This is a genomic window from Streptomyces sp. CNP082 (assembly GCF_059570535.1).
This window is the reverse complement of sequence record NZ_JCANSZ010000066.1, coordinates 1-24,015: the sequence shown is the minus strand read 5'-3', so window position 1 is coordinate 24,015 and position 24,015 is coordinate 1. Positions and strand designations below refer to the sequence as shown.

The window sequence follows — 24,015 nt, the reverse complement described above, 5'->3', positions numbered from 1 at the left end:
CCTGGCATTCCGGCCGGTTCGCCCGAACCGCCCGGTCCCGACCGAGCAGAGGATTTCACAGCGATGAAGATCGCCATATCCGGCACCTACTCCGCCGGTAAAACGTCGACCGTGATGGCACTTTCGCACTACACCGGGATTCCGCGTACCCTCGCGCGCACGATCCGGGAGATCATGCCCGAGACCCTGCCCGGCAAGAAGCTGGCGGACGTGACGCCGGCGGAGTTCCTCCAGCTCGTGATGCGCCGGCACACCGGCCGGGCCGTGGCCGAGGCGCTGCTCGGCGACAGCTTCATCTCCGACGGGTCGTCGCTGCAGGAGTGGCTCTACGGTGAGGGCCGCCTCAGGTACGGGATGAACCCGAACGCCTCCGCCGGCGACCCCTCCTTCCGCCCCGTCGAACCCACCGCGGAAATGCGCTTCTTCGCCCAGGTCGTGGAGCAGTACGGGCGCGCGATGCGGGCGCACGTGAAGTCGACGTACGACGCCTACGTGCACCTGCGCAACGAGCTGCCCGTGGACGCCGACGGCCACCGCCCGATGAACGACAGGTTCCGCGCGACGGTGGACGCGATGCTGCTGCAGACGCTCGACGAGCTGGAGATCCCGTACCACGTCGTCAGCGGCACCATGCCCGAGCGGCTGGAAACCATCGCCGGCATCTTCGGCCTGGAGCCGGTGATGAGCGTCGAGGAGGCCATCGAGCTGGGCCGGCGGGACTACGCCGGCCAGGACTTCCGCTGGGAGACCGAGCGCGTCCCGGCGGCCGGCTGAGGCCGTACGCGCCGGGCGCGGGCCGTGCCGCGCGGGCACCCGGTTCACGCCGGCCCGCCCGGCGCCCGCCGCGCCCGCAGCGCCATCTCCCCGGACCACGCCAGCAGGTTGACCGCCGCGAACCCGGCGCCGGTCAGCACCACCGCGTCCCAGCCCCCGGCCGCGTACGCCGCCGCCGAGGCGCTCGAACCGGCGATCGCGCCGCTGAAGTAGGCCACCATGTACGCGGTGGTGATGCGGCTGCGCGCCTCCGGCCGCTGCCGGAAGTTGACTGCGAGGTTGACGACCTGCATGCCCTGCACGCCGAGGTCGAGCACGACGACGCCGAGCAGCAGCGCCCACAGCCAGGTGCCGCCGTCCAGACCCATCAGGCCCCAGCTCGCCAGGATCACCGTGAACAGCACCCCGGTGACGGCGTTGTCCCGGCCCTTGTCGACCTGCGGGCCGGCGATCCGCGCCGCGTAGGCGCCGACGGCGCCGGCGAGGCCGAACAGGCCGATGACGCCGGGGCTGTAGTCGTACGGCGGGTCGTCGAGCAGGAACGCGACCGAGGTCCACAGCGCGTTGAAGCCGGCGAAGGACATGAAGCCGTACAGGCAGCGCAGGCGCAGCACCGGCTCTTCGCGCATGATCGTGAAGATGGAGCGCAGCAGCTTCCCGTACGGCATCTGCACGGCCGGCGGCGCGTCGGGCAGTGCCCGCCGGAGCACCAGGGCGAGCACGACCATCAGCACGGCGGCCACCGCGAACACGGTGCGCCAGCCGCCCAGTTCGGCGATGAGCCCGCCGCCCGTGCGGGCCAGCAGCACGCCCATGAGCACGCCGCTCATCACCGAGCCGGTGACCCGGCCCCGCTCCTCGGGGGCGGCCAGGCCCGCGGCGAACGGCACCAGGATCGGCGCGACGACGGCGGTCAGCGACATCACCGCGGAGGCGGCGATCAGCATCGGCACGGAGAACGACACCGCGGACAGCGCCTGCGTCACGGCGACGACCAGCAGCAGGTTCACCACCAGCCGCTTCTTGTTGACGATGTCGCCCAGCGGCAGCAGCAGCGCGAGCCCGGCGGCATAGCCGATGGTGCTCGCGATCACGATCAGCGACGCGGTGTCGCTGCTGACGTCGAAGGTGTCCGCGATCGCGGTCAGCAGCGGCTGGCAGTAGTAGATGTTGGCGACGGCGAAGCCCGCGGCGACCGCGAAGAGCGTGACCATCGCCCTGGACAGCCCGGGGGCGCCGGGGCCGGGCGCGGGGTCCGGCGAGGTGGTGCGCGGCGGTGCCACGCCGTCGGACGACTGTGCCGAACTCACGCTTGTTTGCCTCCCGTTGACGATCCGGCGCAGACGTGCGACCGGATGGCCCACTACGCTAGAAAGCGCCGTACGAACCATGGGGTACCTATGAACCGGGGGGAGTTCGTCGTGCGTTTCGACCGGCCAGGGGACGTGTTCCTCGCCGACTGCCCGGCCCGGCTGACGCTTGAGGTGATCTCGGACAAGTGGAGCGTGGTGACGCTGTACGCGCTCGGCTCCCGGCCGTGGCGCCACGGTGAGCTGCGCGACCTGATCGGCGGCGTCAGCTCCAAGGTGCTCACGCAGACGCTGCGGCGGCTGGAGCGGTACGGGATGGTGCGCCGGCACGAGTACGCCGAGGTGCCCCGCCGGGTGGAGTACGAGCTGACGGAGCTGGGGCACACCCTGCTGCCGGCGATCGCGGCGCTGACCACCTGGGCGGAGAAGCACGGCGCGGCGGTGATCGAGGCGCTCGACGCCCACGGCCCGGTCGACGCGACGGACCCGGCGGATCCCTCCGAGGCAGCCGGCGCGGCCGGCGGAGCCGACGTGTCCGGCATGGTCCGTACGGCCGGTGAAGCACCGGCGCGCGCCTCCGCCTCCGCCTAGCCCGGCGCCTGCACACAGCCGCGGACCCGCTCTCCCGGCCGCCCCGCCGCGCGGGGGCGGCCATCCGCCGTTCGCTGCACGACTCTTGAGCTGTCCAGCCCGTCGATCTAGGATTTTCGAAGAGTCGAATTGAAACGATTCAATTCGACTGCCGGACACGCCATCCTCAACCAAGGGACGTGCGATGAGCCACGAGCGCGAGACGAACAACGGAAGTGCATGGAACCGGCGGGCCTTTCTGCGCACCTCCGCCGCCGCCGGCGCGACAGCCGGCGTCATCGGCCTCGGCCAGGGCACCGTCCCCGCCGCCGCGGCCGGCCGGGACGACGAGGACGGCGGCGAGGCGGGGCTGCGCGTCGAGCGCACCACCGTGGAGTACGCATCCGCCCTCCTCGGCACCGACGTCGCGGCACCCCGGCTGAGCTGGGAGCTGTCCGCGCCGGGCAGCGGTGCGCGGCAGAGCGCGTACCAGGTCCTGGTCCGGCTCGGCGACCCGGACGAAGGACCGGTGGTGTGGGACTCCGGCCGGGTCGGCTCCGCGCAGAGCGTCGGCGTCCCCTACGGCGGGCCGGCGCTGGCGGCCCGTACCCGCTGCCACTGGCAGGTGCGGGTCTGGGACGGCGACGGGCGGCCGTCCGACTGGAGCAGATGGAGCTGGTGGGAGACGGCGCTGGCGGACGGCGACTGGCGCGGCCACTGGATCGGCGCCGACGCCCCGCCCGAGCCGCCCGGCTTCGCGGGCACGTCCTGGATATGGGCGCCCGGCGCCACGTCCGAGAACGCCCCCGCGGGCACGGTCTGGTTCCGCGGCGCGCTCGACCTCCCCGCCGGGGCCGAGGTGTCGGCGGCGCAGCTCGTGGCCACCGCCGACGACGACTTCACCCTCTTCCTCGAGGGCACCCAGGTACTGCACGCCCCCCAGCAGACCGACGGCTGGCGCACCGGCCGCCTCGCCGACGTCACCGGCGCCGTGCGCGCCGCAGACGGCCGGGTGGTCGTCGCTGTCCGGGCCACCAACCGCGGCGGCGCCTCGGTCAACCCCGGCGGTCTGCTCGTACGCCTCACGGTGCACGCCGGTGACGACGTCACCGAACTGGTCACCGGGCCCGGCTGGCGGTGCGCAGAGCAGGAGCAGGACGGCTGGCAGCAGCCCGGCTTCGACGACGGCGCCTGGGCCGAGGCGGCGGTCCTCGCCCCGTACGGCCAGGGCCCCTGGGGCAGCGGCGCGCAGGTGCCCGCCGAGGTGCGGCCCGCGCCGCTGCTGCGCCGTGAGTTCACCGTCGGCCGGCCGGTGCGGCGCGCCCGGCTGTACATCAGCGGCCTCGCCTACTACGACGCCGAGATCAACGGCCGCCGCGTCGGCCGCCAGGTCCTCGACCCGGGCTTCACCGACTACGACGAGACCGTGTTCTACGCCGTCCACGACGTCACCGGCCTCGTCACCCGCGGCGCCAACGCCATCGGCGTCACCCTCGGCCGCGGCTTCTTCGGGATGACCACGCCCAACGTCTGGAACTGGCACACCCCGCCGTGGCACGGCGAGCCCCGGCTCCTCGCCCAGTTGGAGATCGAGCACCCCGACGGCACCCGCACCACCGTGGCCACCGACGGCGACTGGCGCCTGGCCGAGGGCCCCACCCGCTCCGACAGCCTCTACGCCGGCGAGACCTACGACGCCCGCGCGCATCCCGCGGGCTGGACCGAACCGGGCTTCGACGACGCCGCCTGGGCGCACCCCGCCCGCCAGGAGCCGCCGGGGGGCACCCTGCGCGCCCAGCCCCACGACGCGATCCAGGTCATCGACACCGTCCGGCCCATGGCCGTCACCGCCCACGGCGACGACTGGATCGTCGACATGGGCCGCACCCTGGCCGGCTGGACACGCCTTTCGGTGCGGGCCCCGGCGGGCACCACCGTGCGCCTCGCGCACGGGGAGAAGCTCAAGGCCGACGGCAGCGTGCACGCCGAGACCGGCCATGTGCCGGGCCGTTTCCAGACCGACGAGTACGTCTGCGCCGGCGGCGGGTCCGCGGAGGTGTGGGAGCCCAGGTTCTCGTACAAGGGCTTCCGTTATGTGCAGATCAGCGGCCTGCCCGCCCGGCCGGACCCCGGCGACGTCCTCGGCCGGGTCGTGCACACGCCGGTCGCGGACACCGGGACGTTCCGTTGTTCGGAGCCGTTCTACGAGCAGTTGGAGCGCGCCATGCGCCGCACCGTGCAGAACAACCTGCACGGCATCCCCACCGACACCCCGATGTACGAGAAGAACGGGTGGACCGGCGACGCGCAGGTCGGCGCGCCCGTGATGATGTACGCGCTGGGCATGCACCGGATGCTCGGCAAGTGGCTGGGCGACCTGCGCGACAGCCAGAACGCCGACGGGCAGGTGCCGGTGATCGTGCCCAGCGGCGGCTGGGGCTACCGCGATCTCGCGCCCTCGCCGGAGTGGACGACGGTCTACCCGTTCCTGGTGCGGGAGATGTACCGCGTGTACGGCGACGAACGTGTCGTACACGACCATCTGCCGGCACTCGTCCGCTACCTGGACTGGGAGCTTGACCGGCTGGTGGACGGCCTGGCGGTCACCGCGCTCGGCGACTACCTGCCGCCGGGCTACGGCGGCAACCCGCCCGAGGACACCCGGCTGACCGCCACCGCGTATCTGCACCGGGCCCTCACCGACACCGCGGCGATGGCGGACCTGACGGGCGGCACCGGCACCCGGGACCGGTACCTGGCCGCCGCCGACGGCCTCAAGGAGGCGCTGAACGCGGAGTTCCTGGCCCCCGAGGGCCACTACCGCACCGCGAAGGACCCGGACTACCGGCAGACGAACAACTGCATCCCGCTGGCCTTCGACCTGGTGCCGGCCGGGGCGCGGGCGAGCGTCACCGCGTCCCTGCTCGCCGACATCGAGGAGCGCGGCAACCACCTCAACACCGGTGCGCTGGGCACCAGCGTGCTGCTGCGCGCGCTGAGCGCCGAGGGCCACGGCGACGTCGCCCACGCCCTCGCGACCCAGCGCACGTACCCGAGCTGGGGCTACTGGTTCGACAACGGCGCCGACACCATGTGGGAGATGTGGCAGCTCGACTCGCGCTCGCGGGACCACTACTTCCAGGGCACGGTGGTGCAGTGGCTGTACGAGAACGTGGCCGGCCTGCGGCCGGGCGACGCCGGCTACCGCACGTTCGCCGTCCGCCCGGACGCGCGCACCGGGGTCGACTGGGCGCGCACCGAGCTGCACACGGTGCGCGGGCCGGCCGCCGTGTCGTGGTCGCGCATCGACGAGACGGTGCGGCTCGCGGTGCGGGTCCCGGTGGGGGCGACGGCCGAGGTGCACGTGCCGAGCGCGTCGCGCGGGGACGTACGGGAGCCGGCGGGCGCCGAGTTCGTACGGGCCGAGCCCGGCTTCTCGGTGTACCGGGTGCCGCACGGCTCGTGGACGTTCGCCGGGAGGCCGTGACCGCGTCCGCAGGGGCGGATTGAAACCATTCAGCAGCTCGGGCGGCGGCATGCGCCGGCCGCCGCCCCGGCAACGTCCGCCTCCGCGAAGGTCGTTGACACCACCGGTGCGGCTCCTTACCGTGTCAGGCGATTACAACGATGTAATAGCGCGCGCAGCTCATCTCACCGGGCGGCCGGCCCCGCAGCCGGCCGCCCGGAGTCCGCTCCCGGAAGGAGCTTCCGTGTCCCCGCGCCCCGCCAGAGCCGTCACCGCCGCCGCGGCCGTCCTCGCCGCTCTCGCCGCCTTCGCCGTTCCCGGCGCGTCCGCCGCGGCCGAGCCCGGCCCCGCACCCGCCGACGCCCCCGGCCCGCCGGTGCTCGACGTGAACTTCCCCGACCCCGACATCGTCAAGGCCGGCGACACGTACCACGCCTACGCCACCAACGGCGCCGGCAAGAACATCCAGCACGCCACCTCCGCCGACCTCGCCTCCTGGTCGCTGGACGGCACCGACGTGCTGCCCCGGCTCGGCGACTGGGCGGCGCCGGACAGCCGTCTGGTCTGGGCGCCCGAAGTCTTCGACAACGGCGCCGGGTTCACCATGCACTACACCGCGCGCGACCGCGCCAGCGACAAGCAGTGCATCGGCGTCGCCCTGGCCGCCACCCCCGCGGGCCCCTTCGAGCCCGCCGGCCGCGGCCCGCTGGTCTGCCCCGAACGCCAGGGCGGCGCCATCGACGCCGCCAGCTACACCGAGGGCGGCCAGCGCTACATGCTCTGGAAGAACGACGGCAACTGCTGCAGTACGGACACCTGGCTGCACGTCCAGCCCATGAACGCCAACGGCACCGCCGTCAAGGGCAGGGCGACGCCGCTCATCCGCCAGGACCGCGCCTGGGAGGGCAACGTCATCGAGGCGCCGACGCTCGTCAAACGCGACGGCAGATACATGCTGCTGTACTCGGCCTCCTTCTACGACGGCAACCGCTACAAGACGGGCTACGCCGTCGCCGACAGCCTCACCGGCCCGTACACCAAGGTGGCCGACCCGCTGCTGAGCACCGACACCTTCGGCGGCGCCGTCCGCGGCCCCGGCGGCCAGGACGTCGTCACCGGCCCGGACGGGCGCGACCGGATCGTCTTCCACGGCTGGAGCGCGGACCACTCGCGGCGCGCGATGTACGCGACCGGCATCGACTGGACGGACGGCCGGCCCGTCGTGGCGGGCAGCAAGGTCCTCTACCAGGCGGAGAACGCCACCGTGCACAACGCGCGGATCCGTGACGCCGCCGGCGCACACGACGGCGGCGCCGTCGGGTACATCGACTACGCGGACAGCTACGTGGAGTTCTCCGTCTTCGCCGCTGCCGCCGGCCACCGCACCCTGTCCGTGCGCTACGCCAACGGCTCGCTGGCCGACTCCGCCCCGGTGGCCTCGACGCACCTGCTGACGGTCGGCGGCAAGTCGGCCGGGGACGTAACCTACCCGTTCACGGGCTGGAACAACTGGACCACCGTTGACACACGGGTCCGGCTCGACGCGGGCTGGAACACGGTCCGCCTCGGCCGCGGCACGTACTACGCCGAACTCGACAGCATCGAGATCACCTGAGTCACGGCGCCGCACGCCCGCGAACCGGCACCGGTCCGGCCCACGACCGGGTACGCACGGCCATGGCGCCGGCCGACGGCGTGCCGGGCCCCGTGCAGCACCCCCGGCAGCCACCGCCCCGTCAGCCGCGCCGGTGGCTGCCGGGGGTGGTGCCGTAGGCGCGGCGGTAGACGTCGATGAAGGCGCTCGCCGACGACCAGCCGCAGCGGTGCGCGACCGTCGTCACCGGCACGTCGTCGGCGAGCAGCCGCAGGGCGTGGTACAGCCGCAGTTGCGTGCGCCACTGCGGGAACGTCATGCCCGTCTCGCGGCGGAAGAGGCGGCTGAGCGTCCGCTCCCCCACGCCCGCGGCCCGGCCCAGGGCGGCCAGCGTGCGCGGGTCGGCGGGGTCGGCGTACAGCAGCTCGCAGACCGCGGCCAGCCGCGGGTCGGCGGGCGCGGGCAGCGGCACGGGCTGCCGCGTGGAGGCGGGAGCGGCGGCGCGCAGCCGGTCCAGCAGGACGGTGCGCAGCCGCCGCGCCTCGGGGGTGTCGTCGTACGGGGCGCTGGTGCGGGCGAGGATCAGCTCGCGCAGCAGCGGGCTGACGGCCAGGACCCCGGGCGCCCGGAGCCCGAGGGGGTCGGTGTCCGCCGGCACGCCGACCAGGTGCAGGTCGAGGTGGCCGTAGGCGCGGTGGGCGTGGACGCAGCCCGCGGGCACCCACAGCGCGCGGGTGCCGGGCGCGAACCAGGTGCCGGCGTCGGTGGTGACCGCGAGGACGCCGGAGCCGGCGTAGACGAGTTGGTGGTCGTCGTGCCGGTGGGCGTCGATGCGCTCGCCCGCTGCCAGCGTCCTGGCCCGCGTAGGCGCCTCGGGGGTGTGGCGGATATCCGGCATGGATTGGCATTTTATCGGAAGTTCGCCAGGGGGTATCTCCGTGACGATCGGAGCATGCCCGAGCCCCGCGCCGCCCGCTTCCGGCCCCTGACGCTGTTGTCCGTGGGGCACGCCTGCGTGGACGTCTACCAGGGGGCGGTGGCGGCGCTGGTGCCGTACTTCGTCGCCGAGCGGTCGTACTCGTACGCCGCCGCCTCGGGTGTCGTGCTGGCGGCCTCGCTGCTGTCGTCGGTGGTGCAGCCGCTGTTCGGGGTGCTGACCGACCGGCGCCCGCTGCCGTGGCTGCTGCCGGTCAGCACGCTGGCGGCCGGTGCGGGGGTGGCGCTGGCCGGGGTGTCCGGCTCGTACGCCGTGACCCTCGCGGTGGTGGCGCTCGCCGGGGTCGGGGTCGCCGCCTACCACCCGGAGGCGGCGCGGGTGGCGCGGCGGGCGAGCGCGGGCAGTCACACCGCGATGGGCTGGTTCTCCCTCGGCGGCAACCTGGGCTTCGCCACCGCTCCCCCGCTGGTGGCCGCGGTCGCCGCGGCCGGCGGGCTGCGGGCCTCGCCGCTGCTGGTGCTGCCGGCGCTGGCGGGGGCGGCGCTGTGCGCCGCGGCGCTGCGTTCGCTGCGGCCGTACGCGCCGGCGGAGCCGGCCGACGGCCCGGGTGCGGCGGACGCGCCCGCGGGCCGGGACGACTGGGCGTCGTTCGCGCGGCTGACCGGGGCGGTGGTGTGCCGGTCGGTGGTGTTCGTGGGGCTGAGCGCGTTCATCTCGCTGTACGTGCCCTCGCGCACGGCGGGCGGCACCGCGGCGGGCACGGCGGCGCTGTTCGTGCTGTACCTGGGCGGCGCGGTGGGCACGGTGGCCGGCGGGCGGCTGGCGGCACGCTTCGGGCGGCTGCCGGTGGTGCGGTGGTCGTACGCGCTGACCGGCCCGGCGGTCGCCGGGGTGGTGTGGGTACCGGGCCCTGCCGTCTACGTCTTCACCGCCCTCACCTCCGCCGGGCTGTACGTGCCGTTCTCGCTGCACATCACGCTCGGCCAGGACTACCTGCCGCGGCACGTCGGCACCGCCGGCGGCGTCACCCTGGGCCTTGCGGTCAGCGCGGGCGGACTGGCCGGCCCGCTCATCGGCGCGCTCGCGGACGCCACGTCGCTGACCGTGGCGCTCAGCCCGCTGATCGTCCTGCCGGCGGCGGGGCTCGTGCTGCTGGGCCCGCTGCGCGAACCCGGGACGCCCCGGTGAACCGCGGCGGCCGGCCGGCGCACCGGCCCCGGCCCGGACCGGCCGGCGCGCTCCAGACCGCCGGCGGGTAATCCGGTGGCGTCGTGCGGGGCGCTGGTGCAGGGTGCGTCCATGACCTCGGTAGTGCAGAACATCGCGATCGACTGTGCCGACGCCTACGAGCTGTCGCTCTTCTGGAGCAAGGTGACCGGCAGCCCGGTCCATCCGGAGGACGGGCCGGGCTCGCCGGAGACGCAGGTGCTCCTGCCCGAGGGTCCGGTGCTGCACTTCAACCAGGTGCCGGAGCCCAAGACGGTCAAGAACCGGATCCATCTGTGCCTGCGGCCCTCGACCCCGCGCGAGGAGGAGGTGGCGCGGCTGCTCGGCCTCGGCGCCACGCTCGTCGCCGACCGCCGCAACCCGGACGGCACGGGCTGGGCGGTTCTGGCCGACCCCGAGGGCAACGAGTTCTGCGTGCTGCGCAGCGCGGCCGAACGGGAGGCGACGCAGCCCTGAGCCGCCGCCCGGCGCGGCGGCGTGGCGGTGCTCAGCAGGCCGTCCAGTACCTGCCGGGAGCGATCGAGGCGGTCGATGGCGTCGGTGAGCCTGGCGTGCTCCCGGCTCAGCCGGGCCACCACGCCGGGGCAGCCGGTCGTCGTCAGGCGGTGTGCCGGGCCGTCGTCGCCGACGCACTCCAGGATCCTCGCGATCACCACGGTGCGCAGCCCCGCGTCGAGCAGCACGCGGATGTGCCGCACCGCGGCGACGTCGCCGTCGGCGTACTCGCGGTACCCGTTGGACAGCCGGACGGGGTGCAGCAGACCCTGCTCCTCGTAGTAGGGGTGCCGTTAACGAGAGGCGAACCAGATGACAAGTAACCCGTCAGTAGCTTTCGGATCGAAGGTCGGCCCCCTCGCCGTCGATGCGGCGAGGGGGCCAAGTCGTTTGTGCTGGGGTTCAGGCCGCGGCCGGCTCCGGTTCCGGCCCGGGGTCGGTGGAAGCGGGTACCGCGAGCTGGAGGCGGCTGCCCATGTTCAGTCGTACCTCTCCGTAGGGCTGGATGTGCATCCAGAACAGCGGGGTCAGGGCCCGCTTGTCCTCGTCGGTGAGGACGTCGGCCCATTCGGGGGCGGCGAGCATGTCCTGGATCATGAGGGTGTTCACGAAGACGAGTGCCGTTTGCAGGAGATGGAGCGCGAGGACGGATAGTTCTTGCTGGTCACGGCGGTTGCTGCTGAGTTCGCCGCTCTTGCCGAAGAAGGTGATGTCGTTGGCGCCGTTCCAGCCCTCGACGACGTTGAGGCCCTCCTGGATCTCTCGCTGGAGGTCGCGGTCGCGCAGGTAGCGGGCGACGAAGACGGTCTTCTGCGCGCGGCCGACCTCCAGCATGGCCTGGTAGACGGGGTGGGAGGCGGTGCGGGTGAAACGCCGCAGGATGGCCTCGGTGGAGGCGGTGCCGACCCGGATCGCGGTGGCGTACTTGATGAGCTGGTCGTAGTTGTTCTCGATGATGTCCCAGCGGATCGGGCGGGTCATCGAGTCGGCGAGGTTGTCGAAGGTGTCCTCGTCCTCGCGGCCGGGCCGGTAGAGCTTGACCTTGTTGATCTGCTTGATGCGGGGCAGCAGGTCGTAGCCCAGGAGCCTCGTGAGTCCGAACCCGATTTCTGACTGGCCGTGCGAGTCGACGTAGTTGCCCTCGGCCTGCATCGTCGTGGCGTGCCGCATCATGCACTCGATCGCCGCTGCGACCTCGGAGGCGGTGCAGTTGAGAAGCTGACTGTGAATGGCCATCGAGCCTTTCTCGATGTGCCAGTACACGAGCACGCCGCGGCCTCCGTAGCGGGAGTGCCACTCGGTGAAGATGTTGCGGTCCCAGGCTTTGAAGTGCGTGGAGTCGCTGGCCACGGTGGTGGTGCCCTGCCCCCAGACGGTTTCCTGGCGGGCGGCGAAGGTGGCGTTGGCGATCTCCACCCCGGCGGCCTTGAGTCCGGTGGCGGTCAGGTAGCGGCGCGCGGTATAGCGCAGCTCTTCCTCGCTGTGTCCGTGCTCGCCGCTTCGCGTCGCGCGGCTTGTTCAGCTTCTCGTAGTACTCCGCGCGCCGGACCTCGAAGTCGTCGGGAAGGTCCTCGTCGGGGTTGCGCCACTTGTCGGCGCCGACCACCCAGATCTCCTTGCAGCGCAGCCTCTCGCGCAGGGCCTGGAAGACGCACGCCTCGTACACGGTGCGGATCACCCGCCGCGGGCCGTTGTCGGGGGTGTGCACGGCGAACTCCATCCAGTCCTTGCGCACCACGCCGTCCAGCGGGACGGTCTCGCCGATCGGCAGGTAGGTGGTGGAGGAGTCCTTGTACCGCTCGATCAGGGCCAGGGCCTCGATGACGGGCTTGTGCCGGTCGTTGGAGGAGCGGAAGTCGAGCACCTCCAGCAGCTTCATCAGCCCGGCCCGGTAGTGGTTGCTGTAGGAGGACTTGAACACCTCCCGCTTGGAGCGGGCGAAGGCGGCGTTGGTCGCCTTCGTCTCGGCGACCAGGTCCTTCAGCGTCTTCTCGCCGCCGGCCGCCGGGTAGATCACCTCGCGCACGGACCCTTCGGGGGCGCCGAGGGAGGCGGCGGCGATCTTCCCGAGCAGTCCGGCTTTGCCGCGGACCTTGGTGAACTCGGCGACGAACGCCTCGGTCACCTTCTTCTCCGCCCGCACGTTGATGCGGTGCACGGTGGAGTTCAGCAGCTCCACCAGCGTGTCGGTGATCTCCCGCTGCCGCTGGAACAGCAGGGCGGCGAGCAGGACCTGCCGCACCTCGGGGTTGAAGCGCCGCAGGTGGCTGGGCGAGGACGCCGACGCTCTCGCCCGCCAGGCGTTGATGACCTGCACGCCGATCCCCGTGAACACCTTCTCCGGGACGCCGACGACGCGGACCTGCTTGAGCTTGGATATCTCGTCCAGCAGCGAGTTGAGGCTGACGTTGCCCGGGTGGGCCTTGATGTCCGCCAGGACCGACTCCACGTCGTCCTCATCCTGGTCGGTGCCATCGTCCTCGGCGGCCGTGTCGCCCTGCTCGGCGGTGTTGCCCCTTGGGTCGGTCAAGACCAGCGCGTCCAGCCGGCGGGTGCAGTCCTCGTCCCGCGAGAGGCGGGCGGCGACCTCGGCGACGGCGCGCTCGTCGGCCTGGTGCAGCGCGGAGCGGATGATCGTGTTGACCTGGGCCGCGGTCGGCGGCTCGATCAGGTCCGCGCGCATCTGCCGCAGCAGCTCGGCCCGCACCTGCTCCTCGCGGCGTTCGTCGTGCCAGAGCACGTCCACCAGGTGCGAGACGAGCTTTACCAGGTCGGTCTTGGTGCACTCGTGCCAGCCGGTCAGATCCCACAGCTCGCTGCGGTGCCGCTTGGCCGTGCGGGAGGTAAAGTCGTAAAACCCCAGCTCGGACGCGGCTACGCCGACCTGCTTGGCGACGTGCTCGACCGCGTCGGGCGGCAGCTCCAGGCGCATCCGGGGAAACCGGCCGCGCCAGGTCAGGAATTTGAGCTGAAGGGCGAAGCCCAGCCTGGTTGCGCCGGTCTTGTTCCGTAACCAGCCCGCCACGTCGCTGTTCAGGGTGAAGTGGTCCACCACCCCGTCCAGGCCCAGATCCACCCCCGTGATCACACGTCGGGCTGGACGGTAGGGGCGCCGATGAACAGCGGGAGGGGATATCAGCGAAGTCGCCCGGTATGGCGGGCGGACCTGGTAGATGCACGGCCGGATTGCCAGGCGCCTGGGCGGCCGTCACTGTCCCGCCCAGGCACCCGGAGCGTACGGGCCAGGAGATGGGCTGGTGAGGGCCTTCTGAAGCGCGGCAGGGCGGGGAAGACTGCGGGTACATGCCGGTGGATCGGGAAAGGGCGGTGTCCGTGGCCGCGACCAGCAGTACGGACTCGGCGCTCAAGCGGGCCCGGGTAGCGCGGAACATGACGCTGGAGGAGGCCGCCGACGCCCTGAACGCGATCACAGGCGGGGCAGCGGACGCCAGCCTGATGAGCGCCTGGGAGTCTGGCCGGCGCCGGACCGGCAAGCGGAACCGGGCCGGGCTGTGCCAGTTGTACCGCGAGCGCCCGGAGGTGCTGTTCGCCCATCAGGACGGGGAGGCCACCAGCGTGCTGGAGTCCTCCGGCACCGCGGTGGTGGTCAAGGTGCTCACCCGCTGGACCGATCTGGTCGAGGCGATGGTGGATGTCGCCGGCGGGGCGCGCGAGCACCTGGTCGTCACCGGTTCCCGGTCGCGGGAGAAGGCGTACCTGGCGGCGATCGAGACGGCCGTGGCCCAGCAGCCGGACCTGGTCCACTACCGGGTGCTGTACGGGCCGCCGCGGCACCGCGTGCTGGCCGATCACCTGCTGCGGCTGCTGGAGCTGCGCGATCCGTCCTCACGCCGCAATGGCGTCAAGACGCTGCACATCGGGATGGTGGAGCCGACCGAGGCGCTGGAACGGTTCTTCGTCGCCTCCGAGACCGCGGCGGTGGTGCCGCTGCCTAGTTTTCACGGGGCCGAGGGCTTCGACTGCGGCGTCTTACTCAGCCGGGAGGCGGCCGTCGGACTGGTCCACCATGGGCGGGAGGCGTGCGCGTCCGCACGGCCGGTGGAGACGATCGAGGCCGTCCGCGCGCTGCCGGTACGGCACAACTGACGTGGTGGGGAGAAGCGTGAGCGAGAACCTTCAGCGGGCGGCCGAGGCCCGTACGGTGTCCGTGGTCGAGCTGGCCCAGGAGCTGATCCGGCGCCCGAGCCGGGCCGGGATCGACGCCTACGGGCCTGTCCTTACCGTGTTGGAGGACTGGCTCGCCGCTCGTGATCTGCCGCACCGGCGCCTGACCGACGACGAGGACGCCCTGGTGGGACTGCTCGTGGAGATCCCCGGCGGGCACCCGGGGCCCTGGTGGACGCTGGACGCATGCGTGGACACCGCCCCGTACGGCGACGAGACCACCTGGTCCTTCCCGCCAGCCTCGGGCGACGTCGTGGACGGCTGGCTGCTCGGCCGGGGCTCGGCCGACTCCAAGCTCGCCGCCGCGATGTTCTGCCACATCGCCGCCGACCTGCTGCCCCACGCCGCTGACCTGCACGGCGGACTCGCCGTGCTCCTGGACGTCGACGAGCACACCGGCGGCTTCGGTGGCGCCCGCGCCTACCTCGCTGATGAAGCCGCAACCTGCCCGGCGGGGGTGATGATCGGCTACCCGGGGCTGGACGACGTCGTGGTCGGCGGCCGGGGCCTGTGGCGGGCCTCCCTCGCCGTGCACTCCCCCTCCGGGCACTCCGGGTCCAGCAAGACCGTCATCGGCGCCATCTCCCGCGCCGCCCACCTCGTGCGGCTGCTGGACGCCGCCGACCTGCCCGGCGTCGACGGGACCTCGGCGTTCCCGCTACCGCCGAAGCTGTCGGTGACCTCCTTCCACGGCGGCCAGGGCTTCTCCGTCACCCCCGACCGGGTTGACCTCAACGTCGATGTGCGTACCACCCCGGCCTTCGACGCGCACGACGCCGAGACGCTCGTCCGCAAGGCCGTCGCCGAACTCGACGCGGAACTGCCCGCCCCGACGCCCACCGAGGTCACCCCCATCGCCGCATGGCCGCCCTTCCGCCTGACCGAGGACGAGCAGCCGGCCACCGCCCTGCTGAACGCCGCCGCCGAGGCCGGGCTGACAGTGCGGGCGAAGACCGCGGGACCGTCGAACATCGGCAACCTCCTGGCAGGCGAGGGCATCCCGGCTACCGCTGGTTTCGGCGTGCCGTACGAGGGGTTGCACGGCATCGATGAGCGCGCCCACCTCGCCGAACTCCCCACGGTGTACGCCGTCTACCAGCGGGCCGTGCTCGACCTCCTCGGGGGCTGACGTCCCAGGTCCGTCCCAGTTTTCTCCCAGATCCGCTCCCAGCAAGTCCCCAGCTCCGTCTCTGGGAACAGATCTTCGATCGCGGTGACATAGAGGCAGCACCACCTCACATCCACCGATGACAAGGGAGGCCGGTCATGGCCGAGCAGACCACCGTCACCACCCCGCCCGCCGTCGAGGACAAGCCCGCCGCGGCGCCGAGCACGGGCGGCTTCGCGCCGCAGATCAGCACCCACCCGGTGGCTACCCTCACCCTGGGCCGCCAGCAGTTCAACGACTCGGACAAGTCGAACTACTTCGAGGGCTGACACAGCCCGCGGGACCTGACCGAGCACGCCGGGGGCCGGCCGTCGTACGGCCGGCCCCCGGGCGCGTCACAGGGCTGATCGAAGGGGAGGCGTACGGATGGAACGGGAGTGGATGACTGGCGGCAGGGCCGCCGTGGACGGAGTGGCGATCGACGGGTTCGGCGACGTCCGCCGAGCACCGATCACACGGGTACAGGCGGTCGCAGAAGGGCCACTCGCCCTCGCGATCGTGGGCGACTGCCCGGTCACCGAGCAGGAACTCAAGCCCGCGCTCGCGGCCGTACGGGCGGGCCGGTGGGGCGAACTGACCCGGTGGCCCGGCTCGTACTGGGTGGTCGCGAGTGATGGGCGGCAGCGGTTCGTGTGCGGGGACCTGGCCGGTATCCGGGCCGTGTACTACACGCTGCGCGGCGACGAAGGGGCGGCGTGGGCAACAGAGGCCCGCCTCCTGGGGCGTCCGCTCGTGCCGGATCTGCCGTGGCTGGCGGCCCGGCTGACGGTGGGTGAGCACCACTGGCCGCACCGCAGCCCGTACGAGGACATCCGGCTGGTGCCCGGCGGGTTCGGGCTGCTTCTCACGCCGGGGGCACCGCCGCAGCTCATCGACGTCTGCGGCGTCCATCCGGTGGACGACCTCCGCGAGGGCGCCGACCGGTTCGGGCAGGTGCTCACTGAGGCTGTCCACCACCGGGTCCGCGCCGCCGATGTGGTGGTGGGGGCGGACCTGTCCGGCGGGCTGGATTCCTCGGCGGCCGTCGTGCTGGCCGCCGGCGCCGGGCGCGTGCACGCGGTGACGTACACGGACGGGTATACCAGCGGGGAGGACATGGCGTTCGCCTCCCGCGTCGCCGAGCACACCGGGATCGCGCACACGGTCGACATCGGCGCCGACGAACAATTGCCGTTCTCCTTCCCGTCCGGGCAGCCGACGGGGGCCGAGCCGGTGCTGGAGGCGGCGATGTATGCCATGGACGCCTCGTATTTGCACCCGGTGCGCGGGCTGCCGCTGCACCTGACCGGGCACGGCGGGGACATTGTGCTGGACGCTTCCAGCTCCTGCTGGGTGCGCCTCCTCCGGGACGGCCGACGCCGCGAGGCCCATCGCCAGGTCGTGGCGTTCGCCCGGCTGCGCAACACCGCCCCGGGCCCGTACTGGAGGGCCCTCAAACAGGCCGCCGAACTGGGCCGGAGCGGCTCCCTTGAACGCGCTGCCGACGCATTGGAGCGCGGGCCGGTCACACCGGAGGCTGCTGTGGCGGGCTGGTCGTGGTGCCGGCTGGGGGCTGGTGCATCCTGGCTGACCGGCTACGGCCGCCACCAGGTCGCCGCGCTCCTGCGGCAGGCCGCCGGTGACCAGCAGCCGGAAGACGCAGACGAGTTCGACCAGTGGGCCGCCCTGCGGTCGGTGGGCGCCTCGGCCCGCGGCTGGACCCCGTACGGTCAGGCGCTCGGCATCCGGCCGGTGTATCCGTACCTGGACAACACCGTCGTCCGCGCCTCCTTCGCCGTCCCGACACTGGCCCGGCGCGGGCTGGTGGCCTACAAGCCGCTGCTGCGGGCCGCGCTGCCCGAGCTTCCGGACTGGCTGACCTCCCGCCGCTCGAAGGGCTCGTTCACCGCCCAGCGCATCGCCGGACTCGCCCGCCACCAAGTCCGGCTCGACGAGCTGATGGCATCGAGTCCGCTCGTGCGTGACGGGCTCATCGACCCTGCGGCCGTCCGCTCCGCCCTCGCGCGGGCGGCCCGGGGCCAGAGCGCCACGCTCATCGCTGACCTGCACCAGATGATCGTGACCTGCTGGTGGCTGAGTGACCAGAGGGCCGCGCTGGAGGCGGCATGCTGATCCCCGCCGCACACGTCCACCACGCCACCGGTCCGTACGGCACAGCGGTGCTCGACGTCCGGCGCGGCCGGTGGCTGATGCTCGATCCGGACGCCTCGAAGATCTGGCACGCCATCACCGTCCGCGGCGGCACCGCCGGGCTCGCCGACGAGATCGCCGTGCCTACCGACCAGGACCCGCTGGCCGTCGGCGGCCAGATCGCCGCGTTCGTCGACGAGCTGGTGGAGGTCGGCGTGCTTGTCGAGACCGACCGCCCCAGGCGGCGGAGGTGGTGGCGGTGACGGTTATGGTCCCGGCCGCCCGGCCCACCGCGCCGTGGCGTGACCGTCTGGTGGCGTCCGTCGGCGTCGCGCTCTCCCTGGCGCTGAGCCGGCTGCCGTTGCGTTGGCAGATCGCGGCCGTCCGCCTGCTGCGCGGCCTGCCCCACGCACGGCTCGCCCGCCTCGAAGCCCTCTACACGGCGGTGCAGGCGGTGATTCCATCGTGGTGGCCGGGCCGGATCGCGTGCATGGAGATCAGCCTCGCCACCGTCATCACCACCGCCCTGACCGGCCACCGGGCCCGCTGGGTGCTCGGCGCCCGCTTCCTGCCCGACGCCGCGCACGCCTGGGTCGAAGCGTCCGACGGGGCGGTCGGGCGGGACATCGGCGACGCCGTCGACCGGCCGTGGGTGCCGGTCCTGTCCGTGCCGTAGAGGGCCGTGGGCCGCCGTGGTCCGGGGCCTGGCCCTGGCCTCCCCTCCCCGGACCACGGCTCACTCGAACGGGTGAAATCCCGGCAGTGCTGCTGACCTACGATCGGGGCGACCAGGAGCGATACCGGACGGACGGAACAATCCCGTTGCCCGGCTGCCTGGTTCGGCGCACTGATGGGCCTCGTGAGTTCTTCAGCATCCTCCCCGCCCGCCGCCGCGGGCCAGCCGCCGGCCATGCGTCTGGCCTCCGACCGGCACTTCGAGGCAGGCGACAACCTGTCCACCGCCGCGATAGCGCGCCGCCTGCCCCGCACGCTCAGCCAGGCCGCCCGGCTGGGCTGGCGCACCGACCGCCGTGCCGTTCTGGCACTGCTCGCCTGCCTGATCGGCGCCGCCGCGCTCACAGCGACCGCGCTCGCGGCCACCGCCCGCGTCCTGGCCGCCGTCTTCACCGGAGACGACATCACCGCCGGCCTGCGCGAGAACCTGACCGCGGTGGTGGTCCTCGCCCTCGCGGCCTCCGGCCGCTACCTGCTCGACGCCTGCGCCCGCGCCGCCGCGGCCCGGCTCGCCCCGAAGTCCGCACGCGAGGCAGACCTTGAGGTCATCACCGCGGCGACCGCCGCCGAGCTGGTGGCGTACGAGGACCCGGACTTCGCCGACGCCCACGCCGCCGCATCCGACGGCGCGGAGAAGACCGGCGACCTCATCATCGACGCCCAGCTCCTCACATCCGCGGCGGCGCAGATGGCCGCCGCGGCGACGGTCGTCACCGTCCTGCACCCGGTGATACTCCCCTTGCTGGTCCTCTCCGTCATCCCCTGCGCGTGGGGCGCCGTACGCGGCGCTCGGATCGAGCACGCGGCCCACCACCGCAACCTCGCCGACTCCCGGCTCCGCAGCGTGTTCCGGTCGTACAGCACCGAGCGGAGTACCGCCGATGAAGTCCGCGCGGGCACCATGGCCGCCTTCCTCATCCGGCAGTACCGCATCATCTCCGGACGGCTGGAGGCCGAACAGCTCCGGGCGACGCGGCAGGCCCTGGTGGTGCAGGGGATCGGTGACGCGCTCACCGCGGTGGGCACCGCCGCGACCTGGGGCGTGCTCGTGCTCCTGGTGGCAAGTGGCCGGATGGAGCTTGCGGTCGCGGGGACCGCGGCCTTGGCGGTACGGACCTCTATGGCGGCTCTGGCGACGACGGTGCGGGCCGGGGCCCGGCTATTCCGCACCTCGCTGTCCCTGGACGACTGGGCCCGCTTCCTGGCCGTGGCCAAGCCGTGGACGACCCGCCGCGGCCCGGCCCCCATCGCCGAGGACGGACCGCAGGTGATCACCGCCCGGGACGTCTCCTTCACCTACCCCGGCGCCGACCGGCCTGCGCTGGAGGGCGTCAGCCTGGACCTCAAGCGCGGCGAGGTCATCGCCCTGGTCGGCGAGAACGGCGCCGGCAAGAGCACCCTCGCCCGCATCCTTACCGGGCTCTACCTGCCCACCAGCGGTTCGGTGCGGTGGGACGGGGTGGACTTGGCCGACGCCGACCCGGACGGGGTGCTGGCCAAGGTGGCGCTCGTGCCGCAGGACTACACCCGCTGGCCGCTGGCCGCCCGCGAGAACATCACCCTCGGCCAGCCCCTCCCCGACGGCGACACCGCCGTGCACGCCGCCGCCGAGTCTGCCGGCGCCGACAGCGTCATCGCCGCCCTGCCCCACGGGCTGGACACGTCGCTGGCCCGATCCTGGTGGGGCGGACACGACCTGTCCGGCGGGCAGTGGCAGCGCGTCGCGGTCGCTCGCGCCTTCCATCGCGACGTCCCCGTCCTCGTGATGGACGAGCCGACCGCCGCGCTCGACGCTCGTGCCGAGCACCGGATTTACACCCGGCTCAGGGCGCTCGCCGAGGGGCGGGCGACCGTGTTCGTCACCCATCGGCTGGCCAACACCCGCCTTGCCGACCGCATCATCGTCCTCGACCAAGGGCGCATCGCCGAGACGGGCACCTTCGACGAACTCGTCAACGAGGGAGCCACCTCGATCTTCTTCGAGCTGCTCAAGCTCCAGGAAGACCGATAGCCCCTGGCGGCCATAGCACGGAGCACGCGGTCTGGGTGTCCCGTGGTATCCGGCGTCGGTGGCGCCGAGGTTGCCAGCGCTCGCCGAGCCATGCGGGCTCACACGGAAATGGTGTACGGAAACGATCGTCTACGAACTCCATTGCGGCCCCGGCCGCGGAGTTGGTAACGTCCCAGCTCGCCACTCCGGCGATGGGCTTCACAACCTGTGTGCGGAATCAACGGCCGGAATAGCGCTCCGACAACCGTTTGTGAGGACGTTTCAGGCATGGCGAAGATCGGCTACGGGCGGGTCAGCACCCGCGACCAGAATCCCGACTCCCAGCACGACGCACTCGCCGAAGCCGGGTGCGACAAGATCTTCATCGACAAGGCATCCGGCAAGCTCGCCAGCCGCCCCGAACTCGAAAAGGCCCTCGACTACGCCCGCACCGGCGACACCTTCGTCATCACCCGGCTCGCCCGCGCAGCCCGCTCGCTCAAGCACCTGATCGAACTCGCCGACACCCTGCGCGAACGAGGCATCGATCTCCTCGTCCTCAAACAGGGCATCGACACCTCCACCCCCACCGGCCGCCTCGCCTTCCACATGCTCGGCGCCATCGACGAGTTCCAGCGCGAACTGATCGTCGAAGGCACCCACGAGGGCCTGGCCTCCGCCCGTGCCCGGGGCCGCACCGGAGGCCGCCGACCCACCCTGACCGCCACCCAGGTCCGCATGGCCCGCCAGATGTACGACAGCGAGGAATACACCGTGCAGCAGATCGCCGATACCTTCCACACCAGCCGTGCCACCATCTACCGCGCCCTGACCGACGACGGCGACTTCGCCTACGTCGTCTACCGCAGCAGCAAGCCCAGGACCCGCCCGGACGGCAGCCTCATGGGCGAGACGGGGCAGGGCGAGCACAGCCAGGCCCAGCACGACGCCGACCGCCAACTGTTTCCCTTGGCCGATCACAAGCGCCCGCAGGCGAAGGCCATGGTGTACGTCGTCGACGGCGTCGTGAAACGCATCCGCGCCATCGACCCCAACGGAACTTGGGTTGCCCACGGCGGTGACTGGGAGATCCCCGTCACCTCACCGCTCACACCCGAAGAAGCCGCCGAGCGGTTCCCCACCCTCGACCTCTCCCTCGGCGACCACCTGCCCACGCAGCGCGGCAAGCTCCGCGAGCACCGCGCACTGTAAGCGACGGAACAGAGCTACGTCGCCGCAGGCGAGGGGCTACTCCGCTGTTTTATCGGCGAGTACTAACGAGACCCCTACGGGTGCGGAACCCGGCGGATCAGCCGGACAGATGAAGTGCCCGCACGGCCCGTGCGGGCCAGCTCATGTGCCCCTTCGATCCGAAAGCTACCGGCGGGTTACTTGTCACCTGGTTCGCCGCTCGTTAACGGCACCCCTAGTAGCGCAGCAGTCGCCGGCTCACGCCGGTCCGCTGGGCCAGCTCGCCGATCCGCATACCGTCTCCGCCCTCTCGCTTGACCTTCACACCGGTGTCACGCTCTAACGTCGCACGAACCGCCGATCATCCGCGGGGAGAGCGAGGAGAGGTCATGGCAGGAGCAGTGGTCATCGGGGCCGGGCCCGGAATCGGCGCGGCGGTCGCCCGCCGGTTCGCACGGGAGGGCCTGCCCGTGGCGCTGGTGGCGCGTTCCCGGCGCACGCTCGCGGCGGTCTGCGCGGCGGTCGAGGGGATCTCGCCGGGGCACGGGGCACTGCCGCTGGTCGCCGATGCCGCCGACGAGGCGGCGCTGCGCTCCGCGCTCGACGCCGCGACCGACCGGTTCGGGGTGCCCGACGCCGTCGTCTACAACGCGGCCCTCGTCCGCGCCGACGCGCTCGGTGAGCTGTGCCAGCGCGCTCTGCTGGACGCCTGGGCCGTCAACGTCGGCGGCGCGCTGACCGCGGCGACGCACCTGGCCCCGGCGATGGCACGGCGCGGTGGCGGTTCGTTCCTGATCACCGGCGGCATGCCCGAGCCGAAGGCGCCGTACGTCAGCCTCTCGCTGGGCAAGGCCGGAGTGCGAACGCTGGCCCGGCTGCTCGACCTGGAGTACGGGCCGGGCGGTGTGCACGTCGCGACGGTCACGGTCGACGGGGTGGTCGCGCCCGGCACGGACTTCGACCCGGACCTGATCGCGGAGCACTACTGGCGGCTGCACACCCAGCCGAGGCCGCGCTGGGAGCACGACGTCCCGTACCCGGCCGCGGCGGAGACGGCACCGCGCCCCTGACCGCGGCAGCGCCCGCTACGCCCCGGCCTCCCGGCTCACCGCGACCGCCGCCTTCAGGTCCGCCCAGAACTCCGGCCGCGGCGCGATGCGGTGACCGAGGCGGTAGACGGTCGTACGGGACCGGCCGCGTACCCGCAGGTGGACGTCGGACGGGCCGGGGTGGGCCTGGAGCACCGCCTTGAGCCGGCGCACGGACTCGGGCGTGACCTGCGCCTCGGTGATGTCGAGGCGGACCGGGGCGCGCTCGCCGGCGGTGGACAGGTCGGGGACGGCGAGTTCCATGGCGACCAGGCGGGGTACGTCCTCGCGCTTGTCGAGGCGGCCCTTGACGAAGACGATGGCGTCCTCGACGAGTTGGGTGGAGACCAACTGGTAGGTGGCCGGAAAGAACATGCAGTCGATGGAGCCGCCGAGGTCCTCGACGGTGGCGATGGCCCAGGCGTTGCCCTGCTTGGTCATCTTGCGCTGCAGCCCGGAGATGATGCCGCCGATGGTGACGATCGCGCCGTCGGCGTGCTCGCCGCCGTTGAGTGCGGCGATCGCGGCGTCGGCCTTGTCACCCAGCACGTGCTCGATGCCGAACAGCGGATGGTCGGACACGTACAGACCGAGCATCTCCCGCTCCTGGGCGAGCAGATACGACTTCTCCCACTCCTCGTCCGCGAACTGCACGTCAAGACCGAAGCCCGGCTCGTCCGCCGCGCCCTCGTCCCCCATGCCGCCGAAGAGATCGAACTGCCCCTCGGCCTCCTTCCGCTTGACCGACACCACGTTGTCGATCATCGGCTCGTACTGGGCGGTGAGGCCCTTGCGGCTGTGGCCGAGGGCGTCGAAGGCGCCCGCCTTGATCAGCGATTCGACGGTGCGCTTGTTGCAGACGACGGCGTCGACCTTGTCGAGGAAGTCGGGGAACGACGCGTAGCGCCCCTTGGCCTTGCGGTTGCGAACGATCGACTCCACGACGTTCTGCCCGACGTTGCGGACGGCGGTCAGGCCGAACACGATCGTGTCATCACCGCGGGGGGTGAAGTTCGCGTCGGACTCGTTGACGTCCGGGGGGAGCACCTTGATGCCCATCTTCCGGCACTCGTTGAGATAGATCGCGGACTTGTCCTTGTCGTCGCGCACGGACGTCAGCAGCGCGGCCATGTACTCGGCCGGATAGTTCGCCTT

Annotated in this window: 18 protein-coding genes and 3 pseudogenes; 15 read left to right on the top strand and 6 right to left on the bottom strand. The window is 72.4% G+C overall.

What is annotated here, in order from left to right:
* Window positions 1-63 precede the first annotated feature (63 nt).
* Window positions 64-774, top strand: coding sequence for an ATP/GTP-binding protein (locus B124_RS32530; RefSeq protein WP_496506610.1), 711 nt, complete (start codon window positions 64-66; stop codon window positions 772-774).
* 44 nt (window positions 775-818) lie between these two features.
* On the opposite strand, the gene B124_RS32525 is transcribed toward B124_RS32530, so the two are convergent.
* On the bottom strand, window positions 819-2,084 hold the full coding sequence (locus B124_RS32525) for an MFS transporter (protein WP_496506609.1): 1,266 nt from the start codon (window positions 2,082-2,084) through the stop codon (window positions 819-821).
* 90 nt (window positions 2,085-2,174) lie between these two features.
* On the opposite strand from B124_RS32525, the gene B124_RS32520 reads away from it, so the two are divergent.
* From B124_RS32520 to B124_RS32510, 3 genes are all read left to right on the top strand, one after another.
* Window positions 2,175-2,675 (top strand): winged helix-turn-helix transcriptional regulator, encoded by a 501-nt coding sequence (locus tag B124_RS32520; protein ID WP_496506608.1) that lies wholly within the window; start codon window positions 2,175-2,177, stop codon window positions 2,673-2,675.
* Between the two features lie 184 nt (window positions 2,676-2,859).
* Window positions 2,860-6,141, top strand: coding sequence for a family 78 glycoside hydrolase catalytic domain (locus B124_RS32515; RefSeq protein WP_496506607.1), 3,282 nt, complete (start codon window positions 2,860-2,862; stop codon window positions 6,139-6,141).
* A 223-nt stretch (window positions 6,142-6,364) separates the two neighbouring features.
* Window positions 6,365-7,735, top strand: a complete 1,371-nt coding sequence (locus B124_RS32510; RefSeq protein WP_496506606.1) for a family 43 glycosylhydrolase — start codon at window positions 6,365-6,367, stop codon at window positions 7,733-7,735.
* Window positions 7,736-7,856: 121 nt separating this feature from the next.
* Here B124_RS32510 and B124_RS32505 read toward each other — a convergent pair whose 3' ends face one another.
* Entirely contained in the window at window positions 7,857-8,612 is a 756-nt protein-coding gene (locus B124_RS32505; protein ID WP_496506605.1) for an AraC family transcriptional regulator, read from the bottom strand.
* Between the two features lie 54 nt (window positions 8,613-8,666).
* On the opposite strand from B124_RS32505, the gene B124_RS32500 reads away from it, so the two are divergent.
* On the top strand, window positions 8,667-9,839 hold the full coding sequence (locus B124_RS32500) for an MFS transporter (RefSeq protein ID WP_496506604.1): 1,173 nt from the start codon (window positions 8,667-8,669) through the stop codon (window positions 9,837-9,839).
* A 111-nt stretch (window positions 9,840-9,950) separates the two neighbouring features.
* Window positions 9,951-10,334, top strand: a complete 384-nt coding sequence (locus B124_RS32495) for a VOC family protein (RefSeq protein ID WP_496506603.1) — start codon at window positions 9,951-9,953, stop codon at window positions 10,332-10,334.
* A 188-nt stretch (window positions 10,335-10,522) separates the two neighbouring features.
* Here B124_RS32495 and B124_RS32490 read toward each other — a convergent pair.
* From B124_RS32490 to B124_RS32480, 3 pseudogenes are all read right to left on the bottom strand, one after another.
* A pseudogene (locus B124_RS32490) lies at window positions 10,523-10,645 on the bottom strand (MerR family transcriptional regulator); the annotation flags it as partial.
* Between the two features lie 130 nt (window positions 10,646-10,775).
* A pseudogene (locus tag B124_RS32485) lies at window positions 10,776-11,852 on the bottom strand (Tn3 family transposase); the annotation flags it as partial.
* A 1,204-nt stretch (window positions 11,853-13,056) separates the two neighbouring features.
* Window positions 13,057-13,398 (bottom strand): annotated as a pseudogene (locus tag B124_RS32480) (DUF4158 domain-containing protein); the annotation flags it as partial.
* Between the two features lie 308 nt (window positions 13,399-13,706).
* Here B124_RS32480 and B124_RS32475 point away from each other — a divergent pair.
* The 9 genes from B124_RS32475 (at window position 13,707) to B124_RS32435 (ending at window position 22,842) form a co-directional block, all read left to right on the top strand.
* Window positions 13,707-14,480, top strand: coding sequence for an XRE family transcriptional regulator (locus tag B124_RS32475; protein WP_496506602.1), 774 nt, complete (start codon window positions 13,707-13,709; stop codon window positions 14,478-14,480).
* Between the two features lie 16 nt (window positions 14,481-14,496).
* Entirely contained in the window at window positions 14,497-15,687 is a 1,191-nt protein-coding gene (locus B124_RS32470; protein ID WP_496506601.1) for a M20 family metallopeptidase, read from the top strand.
* Between the two features lie 137 nt (window positions 15,688-15,824).
* Entirely contained in the window at window positions 15,825-15,995 is a 171-nt protein-coding gene (locus B124_RS32465) for a hypothetical protein (RefSeq protein ID WP_496506600.1), read from the top strand.
* Window positions 15,996-16,107: 112 nt separating this feature from the next.
* Complete coding sequence (locus B124_RS32460; RefSeq protein ID WP_496506599.1) at window positions 16,108-17,838, top strand: asparagine synthase-related protein; 1,731 nt, start codon at window positions 16,108-16,110, stop codon at window positions 17,836-17,838.
* Window positions 17,832-18,119, top strand: a complete 288-nt coding sequence (locus B124_RS32455) for a PqqD family protein (RefSeq protein WP_496506598.1) — start codon at window positions 17,832-17,834, stop codon at window positions 18,117-18,119. Before B124_RS32460 ends, B124_RS32455 begins: the two co-directional genes overlap by 7 nt.
* Before the next feature lie 5 nt (window positions 18,120-18,124).
* Complete coding sequence (locus B124_RS32450; RefSeq protein WP_496506620.1) at window positions 18,125-18,532, top strand: lasso peptide biosynthesis B2 protein; 408 nt, start codon at window positions 18,125-18,127, stop codon at window positions 18,530-18,532.
* A 183-nt stretch (window positions 18,533-18,715) separates the two neighbouring features.
* Window positions 18,716-20,602 carry an ABC transporter ATP-binding protein gene (locus tag B124_RS32445; protein ID WP_496506597.1) on the top strand — a complete coding sequence of 629 codons (1,887 nt, stop codon included), beginning with the start codon at window positions 18,716-18,718 and terminating at the stop codon, window positions 20,600-20,602.
* A 267-nt stretch (window positions 20,603-20,869) separates the two neighbouring features.
* Window positions 20,870-21,793 carry a recombinase family protein gene (locus B124_RS32440; protein WP_496506596.1) on the top strand — a complete coding sequence of 308 codons (924 nt, stop codon included), beginning with the start codon at window positions 20,870-20,872 and terminating at the stop codon, window positions 21,791-21,793.
* A gap of 368 nt (window positions 21,794-22,161) precedes the next feature.
* Complete coding sequence (locus B124_RS32435; RefSeq protein WP_496506595.1) at window positions 22,162-22,842, top strand: SDR family NAD(P)-dependent oxidoreductase; 681 nt, start codon at window positions 22,162-22,164, stop codon at window positions 22,840-22,842.
* 15 nt (window positions 22,843-22,857) lie between these two features.
* Here the strand turns inward: B124_RS32435 and B124_RS32430 are convergent.
* The coding region (locus B124_RS32430; RefSeq protein WP_496506594.1) for a helix-hairpin-helix domain-containing protein at window positions 22,858-24,015 on the bottom strand (1,158 nt) is incomplete at its 5' end.